15 protein-coding genes and 1 pseudogene are annotated in these 15,654 nt (G+C 67.0%); 3 read left to right on the plus strand and 13 right to left on the minus strand.

The features are described 5' to 3' along the window. The first annotated feature begins 289 nt into the window (after nt 1-289). Nucleotides 290-1,132 (plus strand): class II glutamine amidotransferase, encoded by an 843-nt coding sequence (locus tag LPZ50_RS11245; RefSeq protein ID WP_230661406.1) that lies wholly within the window; start codon nt 290-292, stop codon nt 1,130-1,132. A gap of 13 nt (nt 1,133-1,145) precedes the next feature. Here LPZ50_RS11245 and trhA read toward each other — a convergent pair whose 3' ends face one another. The 3 genes from trhA to LPZ50_RS11260 form a co-directional block, all read right to left on the minus strand. Continuing rightward, nucleotides 1,146-1,802 carry a PAQR family membrane homeostasis protein TrhA gene (gene trhA / locus LPZ50_RS11250; RefSeq protein ID WP_230661408.1) on the minus strand — a complete coding sequence of 219 codons (657 nt, stop codon included), beginning with the start codon at nt 1,800-1,802 and terminating at the stop codon, nt 1,146-1,148. A gap of 91 nt (nt 1,803-1,893) precedes the next feature. Continuing rightward, entirely contained in the window at nt 1,894-2,376 is a 483-nt protein-coding gene (locus LPZ50_RS11255) for a VOC family protein (protein WP_230661410.1), read from the minus strand. A gap of 108 nt (nt 2,377-2,484) precedes the next feature. Beyond that, nucleotides 2,485-2,844, minus strand: a complete 360-nt coding sequence (locus tag LPZ50_RS11260; RefSeq protein ID WP_230661412.1) for a DUF1428 domain-containing protein — start codon at nt 2,842-2,844, stop codon at nt 2,485-2,487. A gap of 128 nt (nt 2,845-2,972) precedes the next feature. On the opposite strand from LPZ50_RS11260, the gene LPZ50_RS11265 reads away from it, so the two are divergent. Further along, entirely contained in the window at nt 2,973-3,935 is a 963-nt protein-coding gene (locus LPZ50_RS11265; protein WP_230661414.1) for a GlxA family transcriptional regulator, read from the plus strand. A gap of 63 nt (nt 3,936-3,998) precedes the next feature. On the opposite strand, the gene LPZ50_RS11270 is transcribed toward LPZ50_RS11265, so the two are convergent. Genes LPZ50_RS11270 through araD form a run of 3 tightly spaced genes read right to left on the minus strand, consistent with a single transcriptional unit; the run spans nt 3,999 to nt 7,515 of the window. After that, entirely contained in the window at nt 3,999-4,988 is a 990-nt protein-coding gene (locus LPZ50_RS11270; RefSeq protein ID WP_230661416.1) for a Bug family tripartite tricarboxylate transporter substrate binding protein, read from the minus strand. A 44-nt stretch (nt 4,989-5,032) separates the two neighbouring features. Then, a complete protein-coding gene (locus LPZ50_RS11275; protein ID WP_419195590.1) occupies nt 5,033-5,752 on the minus strand; it encodes a ribonuclease activity regulator RraA in 720 nt (239 codons plus the stop codon). Between the two features lie 29 nt (nt 5,753-5,781). After that, nucleotides 5,782-7,515 carry an L-arabinonate dehydratase gene (gene araD, locus LPZ50_RS11280; protein ID WP_230661417.1) on the minus strand — a complete coding sequence of 578 codons (1,734 nt, stop codon included), beginning with the start codon at nt 7,513-7,515 and terminating at the stop codon, nt 5,782-5,784. 107 nt (nt 7,516-7,622) lie between these two features. Here araD and LPZ50_RS11285 point away from each other — a divergent pair, with 107 nt between their 5' ends. After that, a complete protein-coding gene (locus tag LPZ50_RS11285; RefSeq protein ID WP_230661419.1) occupies nt 7,623-8,327 on the plus strand; it encodes a GntR family transcriptional regulator in 705 nt (234 codons plus the stop codon). Here LPZ50_RS11285 and LPZ50_RS11290 read toward each other — a convergent pair. The 7 genes and pseudogenes from LPZ50_RS11290 to LPZ50_RS11320 all read right to left on the minus strand — a co-directional run. Beyond that, complete coding sequence (locus tag LPZ50_RS11290; RefSeq protein ID WP_230661421.1) at nt 8,314-8,700, minus strand: GNAT family N-acetyltransferase; 387 nt, start codon at nt 8,698-8,700, stop codon at nt 8,314-8,316. The two genes, LPZ50_RS11285 and LPZ50_RS11290, sit on opposite strands and share 14 nt — an antisense overlap. A gap of 152 nt (nt 8,701-8,852) precedes the next feature. After that, nucleotides 8,853-10,652, minus strand: a complete 1,800-nt coding sequence (locus tag LPZ50_RS11295; RefSeq protein ID WP_230661433.1) for a gamma-glutamyltransferase family protein — start codon at nt 10,650-10,652, stop codon at nt 8,853-8,855. Between the two features lie 20 nt (nt 10,653-10,672). Then, nucleotides 10,673-12,175 (minus strand): ABC transporter substrate-binding protein, encoded by a 1,503-nt coding sequence (locus tag LPZ50_RS11300; RefSeq protein WP_230661423.1) that lies wholly within the window; start codon nt 12,173-12,175, stop codon nt 10,673-10,675. A gap of 65 nt (nt 12,176-12,240) precedes the next feature. Beyond that, nucleotides 12,241-13,581: an HdeD family acid-resistance protein gene (locus LPZ50_RS11305; RefSeq protein WP_230661425.1), complete on the minus strand. Its 1,341-nt coding sequence runs from the start codon at nt 13,579-13,581 to the stop codon at nt 12,241-12,243. 67 nt (nt 13,582-13,648) lie between these two features. After that, nucleotides 13,649-14,887: an MASE1 domain-containing protein gene (locus LPZ50_RS11310; protein ID WP_230661427.1), complete on the minus strand. Its 1,239-nt coding sequence runs from the start codon at nt 14,885-14,887 to the stop codon at nt 13,649-13,651. A gap of 72 nt (nt 14,888-14,959) precedes the next feature. Then, nucleotides 14,960-15,304 (minus strand): hypothetical protein, encoded by a 345-nt coding sequence (locus LPZ50_RS11315; RefSeq protein ID WP_230661429.1) that lies wholly within the window; start codon nt 15,302-15,304, stop codon nt 14,960-14,962. A gap of 3 nt (nt 15,305-15,307) precedes the next feature. Then, nucleotides 15,308-15,654, minus strand: a pseudogene (locus LPZ50_RS11320) (cytochrome ubiquinol oxidase subunit I); the annotation flags it as partial.

Raw genomic sequence — 15,654 nt, forward strand, 5'->3', positions numbered from 1 at the left:
GGCGCGCATCCAGAACGACCTGCGCGCCCGGCTGTACGACAAGATCGTGGAACTGGGGCCGGCCTGGTTTGGCGGGCGGGATTGCGAGGGGTCGTCTCCATGGCATGCGTCTCCGTTGCCGCGCGCGGACCGGGCCGACGCGGTATTGTGTGTGGTGGCGTCGTCAGGCGGCGCTTGCATGCCATCATGGACAATGCTTTGTTTTATGTCAATAAGTTCTAAGCGATAGAATTTTTCTTCTGAAAAATGTATATGGGCCCGCAGCGGGCAAATTCCCAGGAGCGTCGCCATGTGCCGATGGATGGCTTATACCGGTAGTCCCTTGCAGCTGGAGTCCGTGATTTTCAAGGCCCGGCATTCGCTGATCGAGCAGAGCCTGCACTCGCGCCTGGGCGCCACCACGACAAATGGCGATGGCTTCGGGGTGGGCTGGTACGGCCGCGATCCGCACGAACCGCCGTTCCGCTATCGCAGCATCAATCCGGCCTGGAACGACCGCAATCTGCGCGAAGCGGCCCGGGCCATCCGGGCGCCGCTGTTCGTGGCGCATATACGCGCCGCCACCGACACCCCGACACAGGAAACCAATTGCCACCCGTTTCGGCATGGCCGATGGCTGTTCGTGCACAACGGGTCGATACGCGAATATCCCTTGCTGCGCCGCGAACTGATGCTGCAGATCGCGCCACGCTATTTTCCGTCGCTGGAGGGGTCCACCGATTCCGAGGTGATGTTCTTGCTGGCGTTGACCTTCGGGTTGGATTCGGACCCTTTGCCGGCCCTGGAGCGCATGGTGGAATTCGTGGAGGCAACGGGCCACCGCAACGGCGTGGAGTTCCCGCTGAACATGACGGTATGCGCCCTGGATGGCCAGCGGCTGATTGCCGTGCGCTATTCCAGCGAGACGAATTCCCGTTCGCTGTACCACAACACCGACGTCAGGCATTTGAAGCAGTTGTACCCCGACGACGAGCGTATCGCGGCCCTGGACGACGATGCCTATATGTTGCTGTCGGAACCCCTGGCCGAACTGCCGGGCGCCTGGCAGGAAGTGCCCGAGGCCACGGCCATCATCGCGGGCGGCGGGCAGGTGCGGCAGTATCCCTTTCGGCCTGGCGCCGGCGGCAACTGAAGGCGTACGGGTCCTAGGCCGTGGCCGGCACGGCGTACCACAGCGCCGCGAAAAAGTGGCAGACGGTGCCGGCCAGCACGAACAGGTGCCAGATGAAGTGCGCGTAGCGCCAGCGCGAGTCGAACACGAAGAACACCACGCCCGCGGTGTAGGCCAGGCCGCCCGCCAGCAGCCACCACAACCCGCCGGGCGCGATCAGTTCCAGGACAGGGTCGACGGCAATGGCCACCAGCCAGCCCATGGCCAGGTACAGCCCGGTGGACAGCCAGGGACGGTTCAGCCGCTGGAACGCCTTCAAGGCCACGCCCAACGCGGCCAGGCCCCACACCAGGCCGAACAGGGTCCAGCCCCAGGGCCCGCGCAGCGGACCCAGCGTGAACGGCGTGTAGGTGCCGGCGATCAGCAGGTAGATGGCGGAATGGTCCAGCACATTGAACAGCCGCTTGGCGCGGCCTGGCGGCAAGGCGTGGTACAGGGCCGAGGCCAGGTACAGCAGGCACATGGTGGCCGCGAAGATGGCCGCGCCCGCCACCAGCGCGGCGTCGCCCTGGCGCGTGGCACCGATGATGAGCAAGGGGGCGGCGGCCAGCGCCGCCAGGGCGCCCAGCCCGTGGCTGATGGAGTTGGCGATTTCTTCGCCACGGGTTTGCAGGCGGTCGAGAGCAGGCATGGGGCAAACCTTAGGGCCTCGGGCCCTGCAATTCAAGCTTTCGTTTAGGGCTGGGCTTGATCTGGGGCCGCCGAATGTTTTCATTACCCCGTCAGGCCTGGCCCTCGCCCATGCAGCCGAAGGTTTCCATGTTCTTCTGGATCTGCTCGGGTGTCAGGTCTTCTTTGTGCGTGGCCACGGACCAGCGGTGGCCAAGCGGGTCGGTCAGCTGGCCGTAGCGGTCGCCCCAGAACATGTCGGTGGCGGGCATGGTGATGGTGGCGCCGGCGGCCTGGGCCTGGGCCATGGTGGCGTCTACGTCTTCCACGTACAGGTGCAGGTAGACGGGCGAGCCCTTCAGCGACCCGGGGTCGTCCGCGGCGCATCCCATGTCGGGGAACACGTCGGCCAGCATGATGCTGGAATCGCCGATGCGCACCATGGCGTGCATGATCTTGCCGCCCGGGCCCGGCAGGCGCGCCAGTTCGACGGCGTTGAATGCCTTGACGTAGAAATCGATGGCCTGGGCGGCGCCGTTGCACATCAGGTGCGGGGTAACCGAATGCATGTCGTCGGGTATAGGTTTCACTGCCATGATGGTGAGCTCCTTGGATTGCGGCGGCGGATGGCGCGCCGCTACTGACACGACGGTTGGCGCGGGGCTGGATCGACAGCCGCGGCCGTTTTTTTTGCAACAGCGCGGTTACGCGCCCACCAGGGTGCGGAATCCGCCCCAGGCCATGCGCTTCATGTCGAATACCCCTTCTGCTTCGGGGCACTGCATGCGATCGTCGGCCATGACGGCGGCGTTGACGCGGTCGCGCTCGGCCTTGCTGGCATAGGTGATCCAGGCGAAGATCACCACTTCGTTTTCCCGGGCCTGGGCGGCCGCGGTGAATTTGGCGAAATTGGGGTCCATGTCCAGTTCGTCTCCCACGCATTCGCGATAGTCGAGCGCGCCGTGTTCCTTCCAGATGGTGCCAGCCTTGGTGGCGATCGCTTGGTAAGCGTCGAGCTTGTCTTTCGGAACGGCCAGCAGAAAGCCGTCTACATACTGTTCCATGGTGGTGCTCCCTTGTTGTGGCCGCGAGACCGGTTGCTCACTGTATCGGGAAATGCCCCGGCTGCCGATGGGGAATTGCGACAATCTTGCGGGTGGATTGCGACAGGCGTCGGCGGTATGCTGCCGTCATGAAGAACATCGCTTTCCTGCTGCCCGAGGGCGCCAATATTGCTTCGCTGGAAAACGCCCGGCAGGGCTTCATGGTGGCCAACCAGTACTTGCAAGGGCAAGGTCGCGCGCCGCGCTTCAGCGTGCGCACGCTGGCCGCCACGCCCCAGGTGCGGCTGGACCAGGGGCGCATCCAGGTGCAGGCCGACGCGGTGCTGGCCGACCCCGGCCCGGTGGACATCTGCATCGTGCCGCCCCTGCTGGCGCCGTCGCCCGAAACCGTGGCCGACAATACCGACCTGATCGAATGGATGGCCCGGCACTACAAGAACGGCGGCGAACTGGCCTGCCTGTGCCTGGGCGCGGCCTTGCCGGCCGCCGCCGGGCTGCTGGACGGGCGTCGGGCGGTAGTGCACTGGGCGGCGCAGCATCTTTATGCGCAGTGGTTTCCCACGGTGCAGTGGGTCAGCGACCGCATCGTGACCGGCGAGCATGGCCTGTACACCAGCGGCGGCGCGTTCTCGGCCGCCCACCTGGTGCTGCACTTGGTCGAAAAGTACACCGACCGCGACACGGCGATCTGGTGCGCCAAGTTTTTCCAGCTGGACTGGAGCCGCCAGAGCCAACTGCCGTTTTCGGTGTTCATGGGCCACAAGGAACACGCGGACGACACCGTGCGGGCGGTGCAGCAGCACATCGAAGCCTGCTTCGCCGAACGCCTTACCGTCGAGGCGCTGGCCGACCGCTACGCGCTGGGGCGCCGCACCCTGGAACGCCGTTTCCGGCAGGCCACGGGCAACAGTATCGTCGAATACCTGCAGCGCATCCGCGTGGAGGCCGCCAAGCGGCAGCTGGAAAGCACGCGCAAAACCGTGGCCGAGGTGATGTACGAAGTGGGCTACAGCGATACCAAGGCGTTCCGGGATATTTTCAGCAAGTACTGCGGGATGTCGCCGGTGGGGTATCGCGAGCGTTATCTGTAGCCGCTTGCGGCGGCGCGGTTTCGGGTTGCAGTGGACCGCAAGCCGCCGCCGGCGGGGGCGAGCTCAATCCACGCTCGCGCCCGATTTTTCCACCACTTCCGCCCAGCGCGGAATTTCGGCGGCCATCAGGTCGCGCAAGGCCTCGGGGCTGCTGCCCACCAGTTCCATGCCCATGGTCTTGCCCAGTTTCTCCTGCACGTCGGGTTCCTTGAGGATGGCGGCGATTTCCTGCGACAGCCTGTCGACGATGGCCTTGGGCGTGCCCTTGGGGGCGTACACCGCCTGCCAGGACGCCATCTGGAAGCCCTGGACTCCGGCTTCTTCCATGGTGGGCGTGTCCGGTGCCAGCGCAATGCGCTTGGGCGTGGTTACCGCCAGCAGCTTCAGCTTGCCGTTCTGCAGTAACGGCAGCGCGGCCGTCATCTGGTCGAACATGAACGTCACCGCTCCGGACGAGACATCCACCATGGCGGGCGGGGTGCCCTTGTAGGGCACGTGCGTCAGCGGCACATCGATGGTGTCGGCAAAGAGTTCACCCGCCAGGTGGGTGGACGTGCCGGGGCCGGATGAAGCGAAGGTGCGCTTCGAAGGGTCCCGCTTGAGCAGGGCAATGAGGTCTGCCACCGAATTGACGCCCAGGTTGGGGTCTACCAGCAATACATTCGGCAGCGTGGCCACCAGGGTGACGGGTTCGAAATCCTTCACCGGGTCGTAGCGCAGGTTCTTGTACAGGCTGGCATTGATGGCATGCGTGCTGATGGTGCCGCCGAACAGGGTATAGCCGTCGGCGGGTGCCTTGGCCACGTAGGCCGCGCCGATCGCGCCCGCCGCGCCGGGCTTGTTTTCGACGACCACGCTCTGGTGCAGCCGTTCGCCCAGTTTCTGCGCCAGCAGCCGGCCCACCACATCGGTGGAGCCGCCCACGGTGAAGGGCACGACATAGGAAATGGGTTTGCCGGCCGGCCAGTCGGCAGCCTGGACCGGCAGGCCGCAGGCCGCCAGCGTGGCCGCGGCCAGGGTCAGCGCCAGCTGGCGCCGTCGTATCGGGTTCATGGTTTGTCTCCTCGTGGGTTTTGTTGCGGGCGCGACGGTGGCCGTCAGCGCCCGTGCTGCGTGCGCCACGCGGCGAATTGCTCGCGCGTGGCGGGATGGGTAGGCGGGTACAGGCCGATGATGCTGCGGCCATTCAAGACTTCGCTGGTGACGAAATCTTCGAAGGCCGTCATTTCAGTGGCTTCGTGGGCGATGTCGTCGGCGATGCCGGCGGGAATCACCACTACGCCTTCGCTGTCGCCCACGATGATGTCGCCGGGGAATACCGCCACGTCGCCGCAGCCTATGGGCACGTTCAAGTCCAGGGCCTGGTGCAGTGTCAGATTGGTGGGCGCGGACGGGCGCTGGTGATAGGCCGGGATTTCCAGGGCGGCGATCTCGGGCGAATCGCGGAAGCCGCCATCGGTGACCACGCCAGCCACGCCGCGCTTCATCAGGCGGGTGACCAGGATGGAACCGGCCGAGGCGGCGCGCGCGTCCTTGCGGCTGTCCATGACCAGCACCGCGCCCGCGGGGCACGACTCGACGGCTACGCGCTGCGGGTGCTTCGGGTCTTCGAATACCTGGATGGTGTTCAGGTCTTCGCGGGCCGGGATGTAGCGCAGCGTGTAGGCCGGGCCCACCATATTGGGCAGGCCCGCGTTCAAGGGGCGCACGTCCTGGATGAACTGGTTGCGCAGGCCGCGCTTGAACAGCGCGGTGCACAGCGTGGCGGTGCTGGCCGCGGCCAGGCGGGCGCGGGTGGTGTCGGACAGGGTGGTCATGGCGGTATGGGAGTGCGAAAAAAGCCGGTTCAGAAAATGTCGGGCTCGGCGACGGGGGCGCCGAAACCGGTTTCCAGGAAATCGAAATCGCAGCCGTCATTGGCTTGCAGAATGTGCTGCGAGTACATCCAGCCGTAGCCGCGTTCGTAGCGCCTGGGCGGCGGGGCCCAGGCGGCGCGGCGGGCCGCCAGCTCTTCGTCGCTGACGTTCATGTGGATGGTGCGCGCCGGTACGTCCACGGTGATCAGGTCGCCGGTGCGCACCAGCGCCAGCGGGCCGCCCACATAGGCTTCGGGCGCCGCGTGCAGGATGCAGGCGCCGTAGCTGGTGCCACTCATGCGGGCATCGGACAGGCGCAGCATGTCGCGTACGCCTTGCTTCACCAGCTTCACTGGAATGGGCAGCATGCCCCATTCGGGCATGCCCGGCCCGCCTTGGGGGCCGGCGTTGCGCAGGATCAGGATATGGTCGGCGGTGACGTCCAGGTTCTCGTCTTCCACCGCGGCCTTCATGCTGGGGTAGTCGTCGAATACCAGGGCCGGGCCGGTGTGCTGCAGGTACCGCGGGGCGCAGGCGCTGGGCTTGATCACGCAGCCGTCCGGAGCCAGGTTGCCCTTCAGTACGGCCAGCGCGCCTTCTTGGTAGATGGCCTGATCCAGCGGCCGGATCACGTCGTCGTTGTACACGGCGGCGCCCGCGATGTTCTCGCCCAGGCTGCGGCCCGTGACGGTGCGGGCGGACAGGTCCAGGTGGTTTTCCGCCAGCCGCGACATCAGGCCGGGCAGGCCGCCTGCGTAGAAAAAATCTTCCATCAGGTAGGTGTCGCCGCTGGGCCGGATATTGGCAATGACCGGCACCTTGCGGCTGGCCGCGTCGAAGTCGTCCAGGCTTACCGCGCAGTTGGCCCGGCGCGACATGGCCACCAGGTGCACGATGGCATTGGTGGAACAGCCCATGGCCATGGCGACATGGATCGCGTTCTGGAACGACGCGCGCGTCAGGATGCGCTGCGGGGCTTGGTCTTCCCAGACCATTTCCACGACGCGGCGGCCGCATTCGGCCGACATGCGCATGTGGTTGACGTCGGCGGCTGGAATCGACGAGGCGCCGGGCAGCGTCAGCCCGATGGCTTCGGCGATGGCCGTCATGGTGCTGGCCGTGCCCATGGTCATGCAGGTGCCGTAGCTGCGCGCGATGCCGCCTTCGACTTCGGTCCAGTCCTGTTTGGTGATGTTGCCGGCGCGCCGCTCGTCCCACAGCTTCCAGGCATCGGAGCCCGATCCCAGCACCTTGCCTTTCCAGTTGCCGCGCAGCATGGGGCCCGCGGGCAGGTAAATACAGGGCAGGTCGGCGCTGATGGCGCCCATGATCAGGCCTGGCGTGGTCTTGTCGCAGCCGCCCATCAGCACGGCGCCGTCCACCGGGTGGCTGCGCAGCAGTTCCTCGGTTTCCATCGCCAGGAAGTTGCGATACAGCATGGTCGTGGGTTTGACGAAGGATTCCGACACCGAAATGGCGGGCAGTTCCACCGGAAAGCCGCCGGCCTGCAGGATGCCGCGCTTGACGTCGTCCACCCGCTGCTTGAAGTGGCTATGGCAGGGATTGAGGTCGGACCAGGTGTTGATGATGGCAATCACTGGACGGCCCGCCCAGTCTTGCGGGCCATAGCCCATCTGCATCATGCGCGAGCGGTGGCCGAAAGACCTCAGGTCGTCGTGCGCCATCCAGCGGGCGCTGCGCAAGCTGTCGTAAGTACGTGACATGACTAGGGATCCGGTGAAATTTTGGCGATTAAAACACTAATATATTAGTACGTCAATGTCGTTGGCGGCCGGTACAATCGCCTTCATTGCTGTTGCCAGATTCCATCATGTCTACGCCGCTTGCCCTGCCCGCCGACCTGCGCCTGGACCGCTCGCGCCATGCCGCGCCGCAGGTCTTCGAGAAACTGCGCGGCTTGATCGTGTCTCTGGAATTGAAGCCGGGCGAAGCCCTGGCGCGTGGCGAACTGGCCGAGGCCTTCGGGCTGAGTCAGACACCCATACGGGACGCCCTGATCCAGTTGCGCGACGAAGGCCTGGTCGACATCTACCCCCAGCACACCACCGTGGTCAGCCGCATCGACATCGCGGCGGCCCGCCAGGCGCATTTCCTGCGCCGCTCGCTGGAGCTGGAAATCGTGCGCGAACTGGCCGGACGCGACGATGCCGCTCTGGTCGAACGCCTGCGCGCGCACATCGACATGCAGCGCGCGAACCGCGGCGCCGATCGTTACCAGGGTTTCCTGGACGCGGACCGCGCCTTTCACCGCGAAATGCACCAGGCCGCGGGCGTGGCCGGGCTATGGGAACTGGAACAGCGCTACAGCGGGCATGTGGATCGGCTGCGGCGGCTGCACCTGCCGGAATCCGGCAAGGCCGAACGCATTCTGCGGGATCATCAGCGGATCGTCGATGCCATTGCCGGACGGGACGTGATGGGCGCACAGGCCGCGCTGCGCGAGCACCTGTCGGGCACCCTGAGCCAGGTGGACGAGATCTGCGAGCGGTTTCCCGACTACGTCAGGAAGGGGTAGCGGTTTCCGGGCCTTGATGGCGGTACACGCGCGTGTCGCGTGGCGCGAACCCGCATGATTCGTACAAGCGATGCGCGGCCTGGCGCCCGGGGTTGGAAGTCAGGTCGAGCGTCTTGGCGCCCAGCTCGCGGCTGCGGGCGATGGCCGCACGAGTCAGCGCGGCGCCGGCACCCAGTCCACGGGCTTCATCGTCCACCACCACATCTTCGATCCAGGCCCGTACGCCCGTGGGAATGCGGAAGTGCACCAGCGTCAGCGTGGCGGCGCTGCGCGAGAGCTGGGGCAGCAAGCGTGTGAATGCTTCTACCAGCGCGTTGTCTGCCTGTTTGACAAGCTGGATATGGACAACCTCGGACGGGCGGGAAGGAGGCATGGAAATCCTTGTCGTTTGGGGGGCATGGCGGGTGTCCGGCTCCAGAGGTGCCGGACACCGTTGTGTGCAGCGAGGGCCTCAGTTGGACGGTGTCTGGCACCCTTGCGGGAGCCAGATACCTGGTAGCGAACCGGTTTCTCCTGCAGCCGCCCTCAACGCCCCACCGCATATGCCTGCATCAGCCGAGGGGTTGCCGCGGCGTGCAGCAGGCCGTCGGGGTCGCGCGAGGCGGCGGTGAGGCGGCCGGTGGACCATTCCGGCTCTTCTTCGATGACATGCCCGCGGGCGCGCAGGTCGGCGATGGTGTCTGCGCCGAACGACTTCTCCACCGCCAAGTGTCCTGGCTTGCGGTCGCGCGGGTAGAACGACGACGGAAAATGCAGGGTGTGCGACATGGGCTGGTCGATGGCTTCCTGCAGGTTCAGGTCGTGGTGCGCGTGCCGCAGGAACAGCAGCAGTTGCCATTGTTCCTGCTGGTCGCCACCAGGCGTGCCGAACACCATGTAGGGCCGGCCGTCGCGCAGCGCCAGCGTGGGCGTCAGCGTGGTGCGGGGCCGCTTGCCCGGGGCCAGCGTGCAGGGCAGGCCAGGTTCCAGCCAGAACATCTGGGCGCGGGTATTCAGCGGGAAGCCCAGTTCCGGGATGACTGGGGAGGACTGCAGCCAGCCGCCCGATGGCGTGGCCGATACCATGTTGCCCCAGCGGTCGATGACGTCCACGTGGGTGGTGTCGCCGCGCCGGGCCGAGGCGCGCATGTCGGCCAGGGTGGGCTCGCTGCCGGGCGCGCCCACCGGCGTGACCTTGGACAGCCGCGCCAGCACGTCCATGACCCGGTCCACCTGGGCCTCGAAGCCGGGCACGCGGCCGGGCCGCAATTCGTGCGATGCCATCTGGCCTATCAGCGCGCGGCGTTCGTCGTTATAGGCATCGGACAGCAGGTGCTGCATCGGCACCTGCACGAATGACGGATCCCCGTAGTAGGCCTCGCGGTCGGCGAAGGCCAGCTTCATGGCTTCGGTGATGCGGTGCACGAATTCGGCGCCGTTGGGGCCGGGCTGCTGCAGGTCCAGTCCCTTGAGCAGGGCCAGTGTCTGCAGGAATACCGGGCCCTGGCTCCAGGCGCCGGCCTTGGCCACGGTGTAGCCATGGTAATCGTAGGTGGCGGGCGTGTCGTAGTGGGCCGACCAGCCGGCCATGTCGTGCGCGGTCAGCACGCCACGGTGCGGGGTGCCGGTCTCGTCCATGACGTCGGTGTGGCGCGCGTATTGGTCGATGGCCTGGGCCACGAAACCGCGGTAGAACGCGTCGCGCGCGGCGTCGATCTGGCGGTCTCGATCGCCGCCGGCCGCCTCGGCCTCACGCAGCACGCGGCGCCAGGTCTCGGCCAGCCTGGGGTTGCGGAACAGTTTGCGGGCCTGCGGCGCGGCGCCGCCGGGCAGGTATACCTGCGCGCTGGTGGGCCAGTGCGCGGTGAAGAAATCTTTCAGCCCCGCGATAGTGTTGGCGATGCGCGGCATCAGGGCGTGGCCGTGGTCCGCATAGTAAATGGCGGGTTCCAGCACATCGCGCACGCGCAGGGTGCCGTGGTCGCGCAGCAGCAGCATCCAGGCGTCGAAGGCGCCGGGGATCACCGCCGGCAGCAGGCCGTTGCCCGGGATCAGGCTCAGGCCCAGCGCGCGGTAATGGTCCAGTGTGGCGCCAGCGGGCGTGGGGCCCTGGCCGCACAGTACTTCCGTGCGGCCGGTGCGCACCGAATGGAACAGCACCGGCACTTCGCCCGCCGGGCCCACCAGGTGCGGTTCCACCACTTGCAGCACGAAGCCGGCCGCGACGGCGGCGTCGAACGCATTGCCGCCGCGTTCCAGCAGCGACATGCCGGCGCTGCTGGCCAGCCAGTGGGTGGACGTCACCACGCCGAACGTGCCCAGGATCTCGGGCCGCGTGGTGAACATGCGGTAGCCGGAATCGATGCTCATTGCTTGGCCACCGTGACGCCCTTCAGGCGGATCAGGCCGTCGGGGTAGGGGACGAAGCCTTCCAGTTTGGCTTGCGTGCCGAAAATCCACGGCAGGTAGAACAGGTAAATGCGCGGATCGTCTTCCTGCATCTTCTTCATGGCCTGCACGTACAGGTCCCGGCGCTTGGCTTCGTCAGCCACGCTGCGCGCTTCGTTCAGCAACTTATCCATGCCGGCATCGCAATACTTGCCGTCGTTCAGGCTGCCCTTGCAGGTGATGTACTGGTGGATGTTGCCGCTGGGATCCACGCGGCCCGACCAGCCTGTTTGCCCCACCTGGAAATCGCCGCTGGGCAGGGCCGATTGCAGCGAGGCGAATTCCAGCGGGCGCAGGGAAATATCGAAGCCCGCTTCGGCTCCCATGGCTTGCACCAGTTCGAACACCTGTTGCATGGTGGTGTTGTTGCCGTAGCTCAGTTCGAACTGCACGCGGTCGTAGCCGGCCTGCTTCAGCAGTTCCTGCGCCTTTTTGGGGTCGCGGCCGCCGCGGTCGAATTGCTTGTCGTAGGCGAAGCTGGCGGGCGGAAACGGCTGGTAGGCGGGCTGGAACATGCCTTCGCCCACCACCTGGTTGATGATGTCGCGGTCGATGGCCAGGTCCAGCGCCTGGCGCACGCGCTTGTCTTTGGCCAGCGGCGAATCGGCACGCTTGCCATTGGCCAGGTTGATGGATATGGCCTGGTAGCCCAGCCCGGTAATGGGCGCCAGTTGCAGGTTGGGGTCTTCCTTGACGGTCTTGACGTCGCTGGGGGCCACGCGTTCGATGATGTCCAGCCCGCCGGCGCGCAAGTTGTTCAGGCGCACGGTGGAATCGGGCATGGGCGTGAACACCACCTGGTCGAAGTGGTAGTTGTCCTTGTCCCAGTACTGGTCGAATTTTTCCAGCACGATGCGGTCGTTCTGGACGCGTTCCTTGAACTTGTAGGGGCCGGAGCATACTGGCTTGCGGCCCGGGTCCTGGTCGAAGGTGGCGGGCGACAGCATCATGCCGGCGCGGTCGGACAATTGCGACACCAGCGAGGCATCGGGCGCCTTCAGGCGTAGCACCACGGTGCGCGCGTCGGGGGCTTCCACGCTGGCCACCGATGCCAGTTCGCTCTTGCGGTTGCTGTCGGGCAGTGTCATGGCCCGGTCCAGGTTGGCCTTGACCGAGGCCGCGTCGATGGGGGCGCCATCATGGTAGAGCGCACCGGCGCGCAGCTTGAAAGTCAGCGTCAGGCCGTCGTCGCTGGTGGTCCAGGATTCGGCCAGTTGCGGCACGAACTTCAGGTCGGGCGAAATGTCCACCAGCTTGTCGCACAGCGAGGCGAACACGATGCGGCCCACGAAGGTGCGGGCGCGGGCCGGGTCGAGCACATCGGGGTCGTCCTGCAGGCCGATACGCATGGTGGATTGGGCGTGGACGGCGGCGCTGGCGAGCAGGCCGGCGGCGGCCAGGGCGAGGCATAGGCTACGCATGGCGGATATCCTTGTGAATAGTTGGGCGATGGCGGGCGAAAGGCGGCGCGGGTGCGCCCATGGCGTCAATCTACCAAATCGGACGCCGATGCGCGCGACTGGCGGGCGGCCCAGCGCAGGCTGCGCAACCACGACCCCTGCGCCGGATGCACGATGGCGCGCAGTGCGCGCGCGTAGTCCAGCACCAGCCCGGGTGTCCAGGCCATGGTGGTGGCGCGCTTGCGCACCTGGGCGGCAATCCACAATTCGGGCATGAGCAGCGTGCGCAGCACGCGTTTCCAGGAAGCGGATTCCTGCTGCAGCGCGCCATCCAGGGCTGCTTCGAGCGCGAACGACACCGTGCTGGAGCAGTTGCGGTAGGTAAGGTTGTAGATTTCTTTTTGCCGGTAAGCCGCCCAGAAGCGGTCCAGGCCGGCGCGGTTGAACTGATGGAACAGGATCTGCCGCGTCGACGGACACCAGGCCGCGGACTCGGTGGGGTAGTCGGGCTGGAATTCGCCGGGCACGTCGTTGTCGTGCGTGGCTTTCAGCAAGCGGAAGAATTCCGACGGCGAACGGTCGATGTCCACGGCGGGGTACAGGCTGATGTACGTGGCGGGCGGCATTTCCAGCGCGGCATGGCCGGTGGAGATCACGCCCTTGATGTCCACCGCAGCAATGTAGCGGTTGATCAGCGGGCGGGGCACGGGGGCGTTCTTGGACGAACCTTCCGGCGTCCATACATGCACCACCAGCGGCGATTGGGTGGGGTCGATGTCTTGCGCGGCATCGGGCTCGGTGCCCGCAACCGGTTTGCGGTGACCGTGCGGGATCAGGTCGCCCGGCGCCAGCAGGTCGAATACCGACCGCCCGTCGCGTAGCTGGCGCGCGCGCCGCGCCACGCGCCAGGTGTTCACGCCGCCCACCAGCAAGGTTAGGCCCACGAAGGCCGACAGCGTGCCATGGTAGTGCGTGGGATAGGGCTGGAACAGGAAGAGCGCGAACGCCACTTGCGCCACTCCGCCCAGGAACGCCTGCTTCCAGTGCGGAAACCGCACCACCCATGACGATGCCATTTGCAGGGTGCCCACGACGAAATACGCCAGCCCGAACACGATAGCCATCAACAGGTTGCTGGTTTCCCGGCCGGACAGGATCAGCGCGGCAATGAACAGGAACAGCCCGCCCTTGAAATACAGCAAGGCTTTCTGCGCGCCGGCCCCGCCGGGCGCCACACTGAGCGTGACCAGGCTTTCCAGCAGCAGGAAGGCGCCGAAGAGGTGCACGGGGAAAAAGCGCACCCCGTCCATGCCGTCGACGATGATGAACAGGCCCAGCAACGCCCAGCCCGCGCCCAGCCAGGCCAGTACGCCCGCCTGCCGCCGCACGAAATCGGCGCCGAACAGCAGCAGCGCGATCTGGATCACGGCGACCTCCGTCGTGGACGCCTGGTGGCACGGGGGCCGGACACCGACGCGCGGTCGCGGGGTTGCTTCATCGCCATTCCCATTGCTGCCGCAACTGCCAGGTTCCCACCAGCGCCAGGCCGGCCTTGCCGCCGATAGCCGTGGGGTGGCGGTCCAGGATGCGCACCCAGCCGTTGCCCGCCGCAACGCGCAGCGCCAGGGTCGCCTCGACCGGCGCGCTGGCGGCGGCTTGCCAGCGCGCTTGCAGGGCCGCGCGATCATCGGGGTGCACGCGGCCCAGCAGGTCTTGCAGCGTGTCCAGCGGCCCGGCTTCCAGCCCCAGGACGGCGTGCGGGTCACCATCCCAGGCCAGCCGGCCCGTGGCCGGGTCGTACTGGTACATGATGCCCGCGTCGGCGCTGGCCAGCGCGCCTCCGTCCCGCCGTCCATTGGTGTACACCCACAGGAACGCCAGCAGCAGCGCGGTTACCGACAAGTAGCACTGGGCCAGCAGCAGCGATTCGCCCGCGCGCAACCCTTGAGGGAAGAACGGCCCGTGCGCGTCCGCCGCGTAGTACAGCGCGATGGCGCCCAGGCTGATCAGGGCCACGGCGCCGCCGCGACTGCCCCAGGCCACCGACATTACCGCGGCCAGCAGGATGGGCGCGCATGCCAGCGGCAGCACCACCGAGGTGCGATGCGCATGCGGGGTGATCTCGGCGAATACATACCACGCGCTCAGGCACAGCAGTACCCAGGCCGCGGCGCCGCACAGCAGGGCCGGCATGGCGGGACGGCGCGCCTTGCCGGCCACGTCGGTCCAGCTGAGGATGGCGATGGTGGGCAGCAGCACGCCGGTGACATTGGCAGACCACCAGATCCAGGCCCAGTCCCAGAAGGGCAGCCCGCGGGACAGGGCTAGCCAGCCCACGCCCAGCCCGGCGGCAGCCGCGCTGACCAGCACGGTTGCGCCTACCAGGACCAGCACGCCGTACAGGTCGTCGCCACGGCGCGCATAGCGGCCTATCAGCCAGGCCACGCCCGCGTCGCTGGCCAGTGAAATGGCCCCCAGGCCCACCGAGTGCAGGAATTCGTGGTGTTCCCAGGCGTCGAGCAGCAGGCGCGCCGCCATGAAGGCGACGAGCAGCGCCGGCCAGCGGCGGTAGGGAGTAAGCAGGAAGGCCGATACCGCTACCCCGGCGGCCAGCCAGACAAAGGCGACGCGGGTGGCGGGATCGTCGAGCAGCAGCGACACGTAGCCGCCGGCGGCGTAAAGCGCCGCCCACAACAACAGCGATAGCGCAAAACGAGGCAGGGAACCGGCCATGCGAAGAGTCTGCGGGCGTGTGTGCTGCCGCGCAGTATGGCACAGGAAGGCGGGCCGTGTCTGCCCCGCGGGTCAGGCGGCGGCACAGGCGGGCACCCACAGCACCGGCAGGCTTTGCCAGAGAATGGCGACTGCCGACAGCAGGCCCAGCGCGTTGGCGACCCAGGCAAAGAATCCCGGGTCGGCACTGCGCGGCCAGCGCCCGCGCTGGCGGTTACAGACCAGCAAAAGTGCCGCGATGGCGGCCAGCGCGGCAGCCAGGATCACCCAGGCCGCGCCGGCCTCGTCCACCCACCAGCCTTGCCAGGCCGGGCGCGCGCAGAAAATGCCGTTGGCGGAATAGATGAACACGAAGTGCACCGCCCAGATCAACGGGCCCGCGAGCAGCGGCAGCAGAGTAGGCCGGAGTTTTTGCATGCACTACCCCATCCAGCGCGGGAAACCATGCACGACCAGGGTGATGGCCAGGCCCTGCACCACGGTGTATTGCCACAGCGCCGCGGTATTGGCGACGCAGGCATGCCGCTGCGCGGACACTTTGCCGGCCCACGAGCGCGCGGCCGTGAATAAGCCCATGAAACCGGTTGCGATCACCAACGCCGCTTGCAGGCCCAGCAGCGCATAAACCGCGGCCGCATAGGCGCTGTCTTGCGGGCGCAGGCCAGATTGCCATTGCGCGTCGGCTTCCAGGCCCACCGCCAGGGCCAGCATCAGCGTGCCCAGGGGCAGGCCTGCGCGCACGCCGCACTGCCGGCCGGCGGCCCGCA

This window comes from Bordetella petrii (assembly GCF_020991325.1).
Taxonomy (GTDB): domain Bacteria; phylum Pseudomonadota; class Gammaproteobacteria; order Burkholderiales; family Burkholderiaceae_B; genus Bordetella_A; species Bordetella_A petrii_E.

Coding starts and splice junctions, on each gene's coding strand:
- LPZ50_RS11245 (WP_230661406.1), top strand. CDS start 290: ATGTGCCGATGGATGGCTTATACCGGTAGTCCCTTGCAGCTGGAGTCC.
- trhA (WP_230661408.1), bottom strand. CDS start 1,802: ATGCCTGCTCTCGACCGCCTGCAAACCCGTGGCGAAGAAATCGCCAAC.
- LPZ50_RS11255 (WP_230661410.1), bottom strand. CDS start 2,376: ATGGCAGTGAAACCTATACCCGACGACATGCATTCGGTTACCCCGCAC.
- LPZ50_RS11260 (WP_230661412.1), bottom strand. CDS start 2,844: ATGGAACAGTATGTAGACGGCTTTCTGCTGGCCGTTCCGAAAGACAAG.
- LPZ50_RS11265 (WP_230661414.1), top strand. CDS start 2,973: ATGAAGAACATCGCTTTCCTGCTGCCCGAGGGCGCCAATATTGCTTCG.
- LPZ50_RS11270 (WP_230661416.1), bottom strand. CDS start 4,988: ATGAACCCGATACGACGGCGCCAGCTGGCGCTGACCCTGGCCGCGGCC.
- LPZ50_RS11275 (WP_419195590.1), bottom strand. CDS start 5,752: ATGACCACCCTGTCCGACACCACCCGCGCCCGCCTGGCCGCGGCCAGC.
- araD (WP_230661417.1), bottom strand. CDS start 7,515: ATGTCACGTACTTACGACAGCTTGCGCAGCGCCCGCTGGATGGCGCAC.
- LPZ50_RS11285 (WP_230661419.1), top strand. CDS start 7,623: ATGTCTACGCCGCTTGCCCTGCCCGCCGACCTGCGCCTGGACCGCTCG.
- LPZ50_RS11290 (WP_230661421.1), bottom strand. CDS start 8,700: ATGCCTCCTTCCCGCCCGTCCGAGGTTGTCCATATCCAGCTTGTCAAA.
- LPZ50_RS11295 (WP_230661433.1), bottom strand. CDS start 10,652: ATGTTCACCACGCGGCCCGAGATCCTGGGCACGTTCGGCGTGGTGACG.
- LPZ50_RS11300 (WP_230661423.1), bottom strand. CDS start 12,175: ATGCGTAGCCTATGCCTCGCCCTGGCCGCCGCCGGCCTGCTCGCCAGC.
- LPZ50_RS11310 (WP_230661427.1), bottom strand. CDS start 14,887: ATGGCCGGTTCCCTGCCTCGTTTTGCGCTATCGCTGTTGTTGTGGGCG.
- LPZ50_RS11315 (WP_230661429.1), bottom strand. CDS start 15,304: ATGCAAAAACTCCGGCCTACTCTGCTGCCGCTGCTCGCGGGCCCGTTG.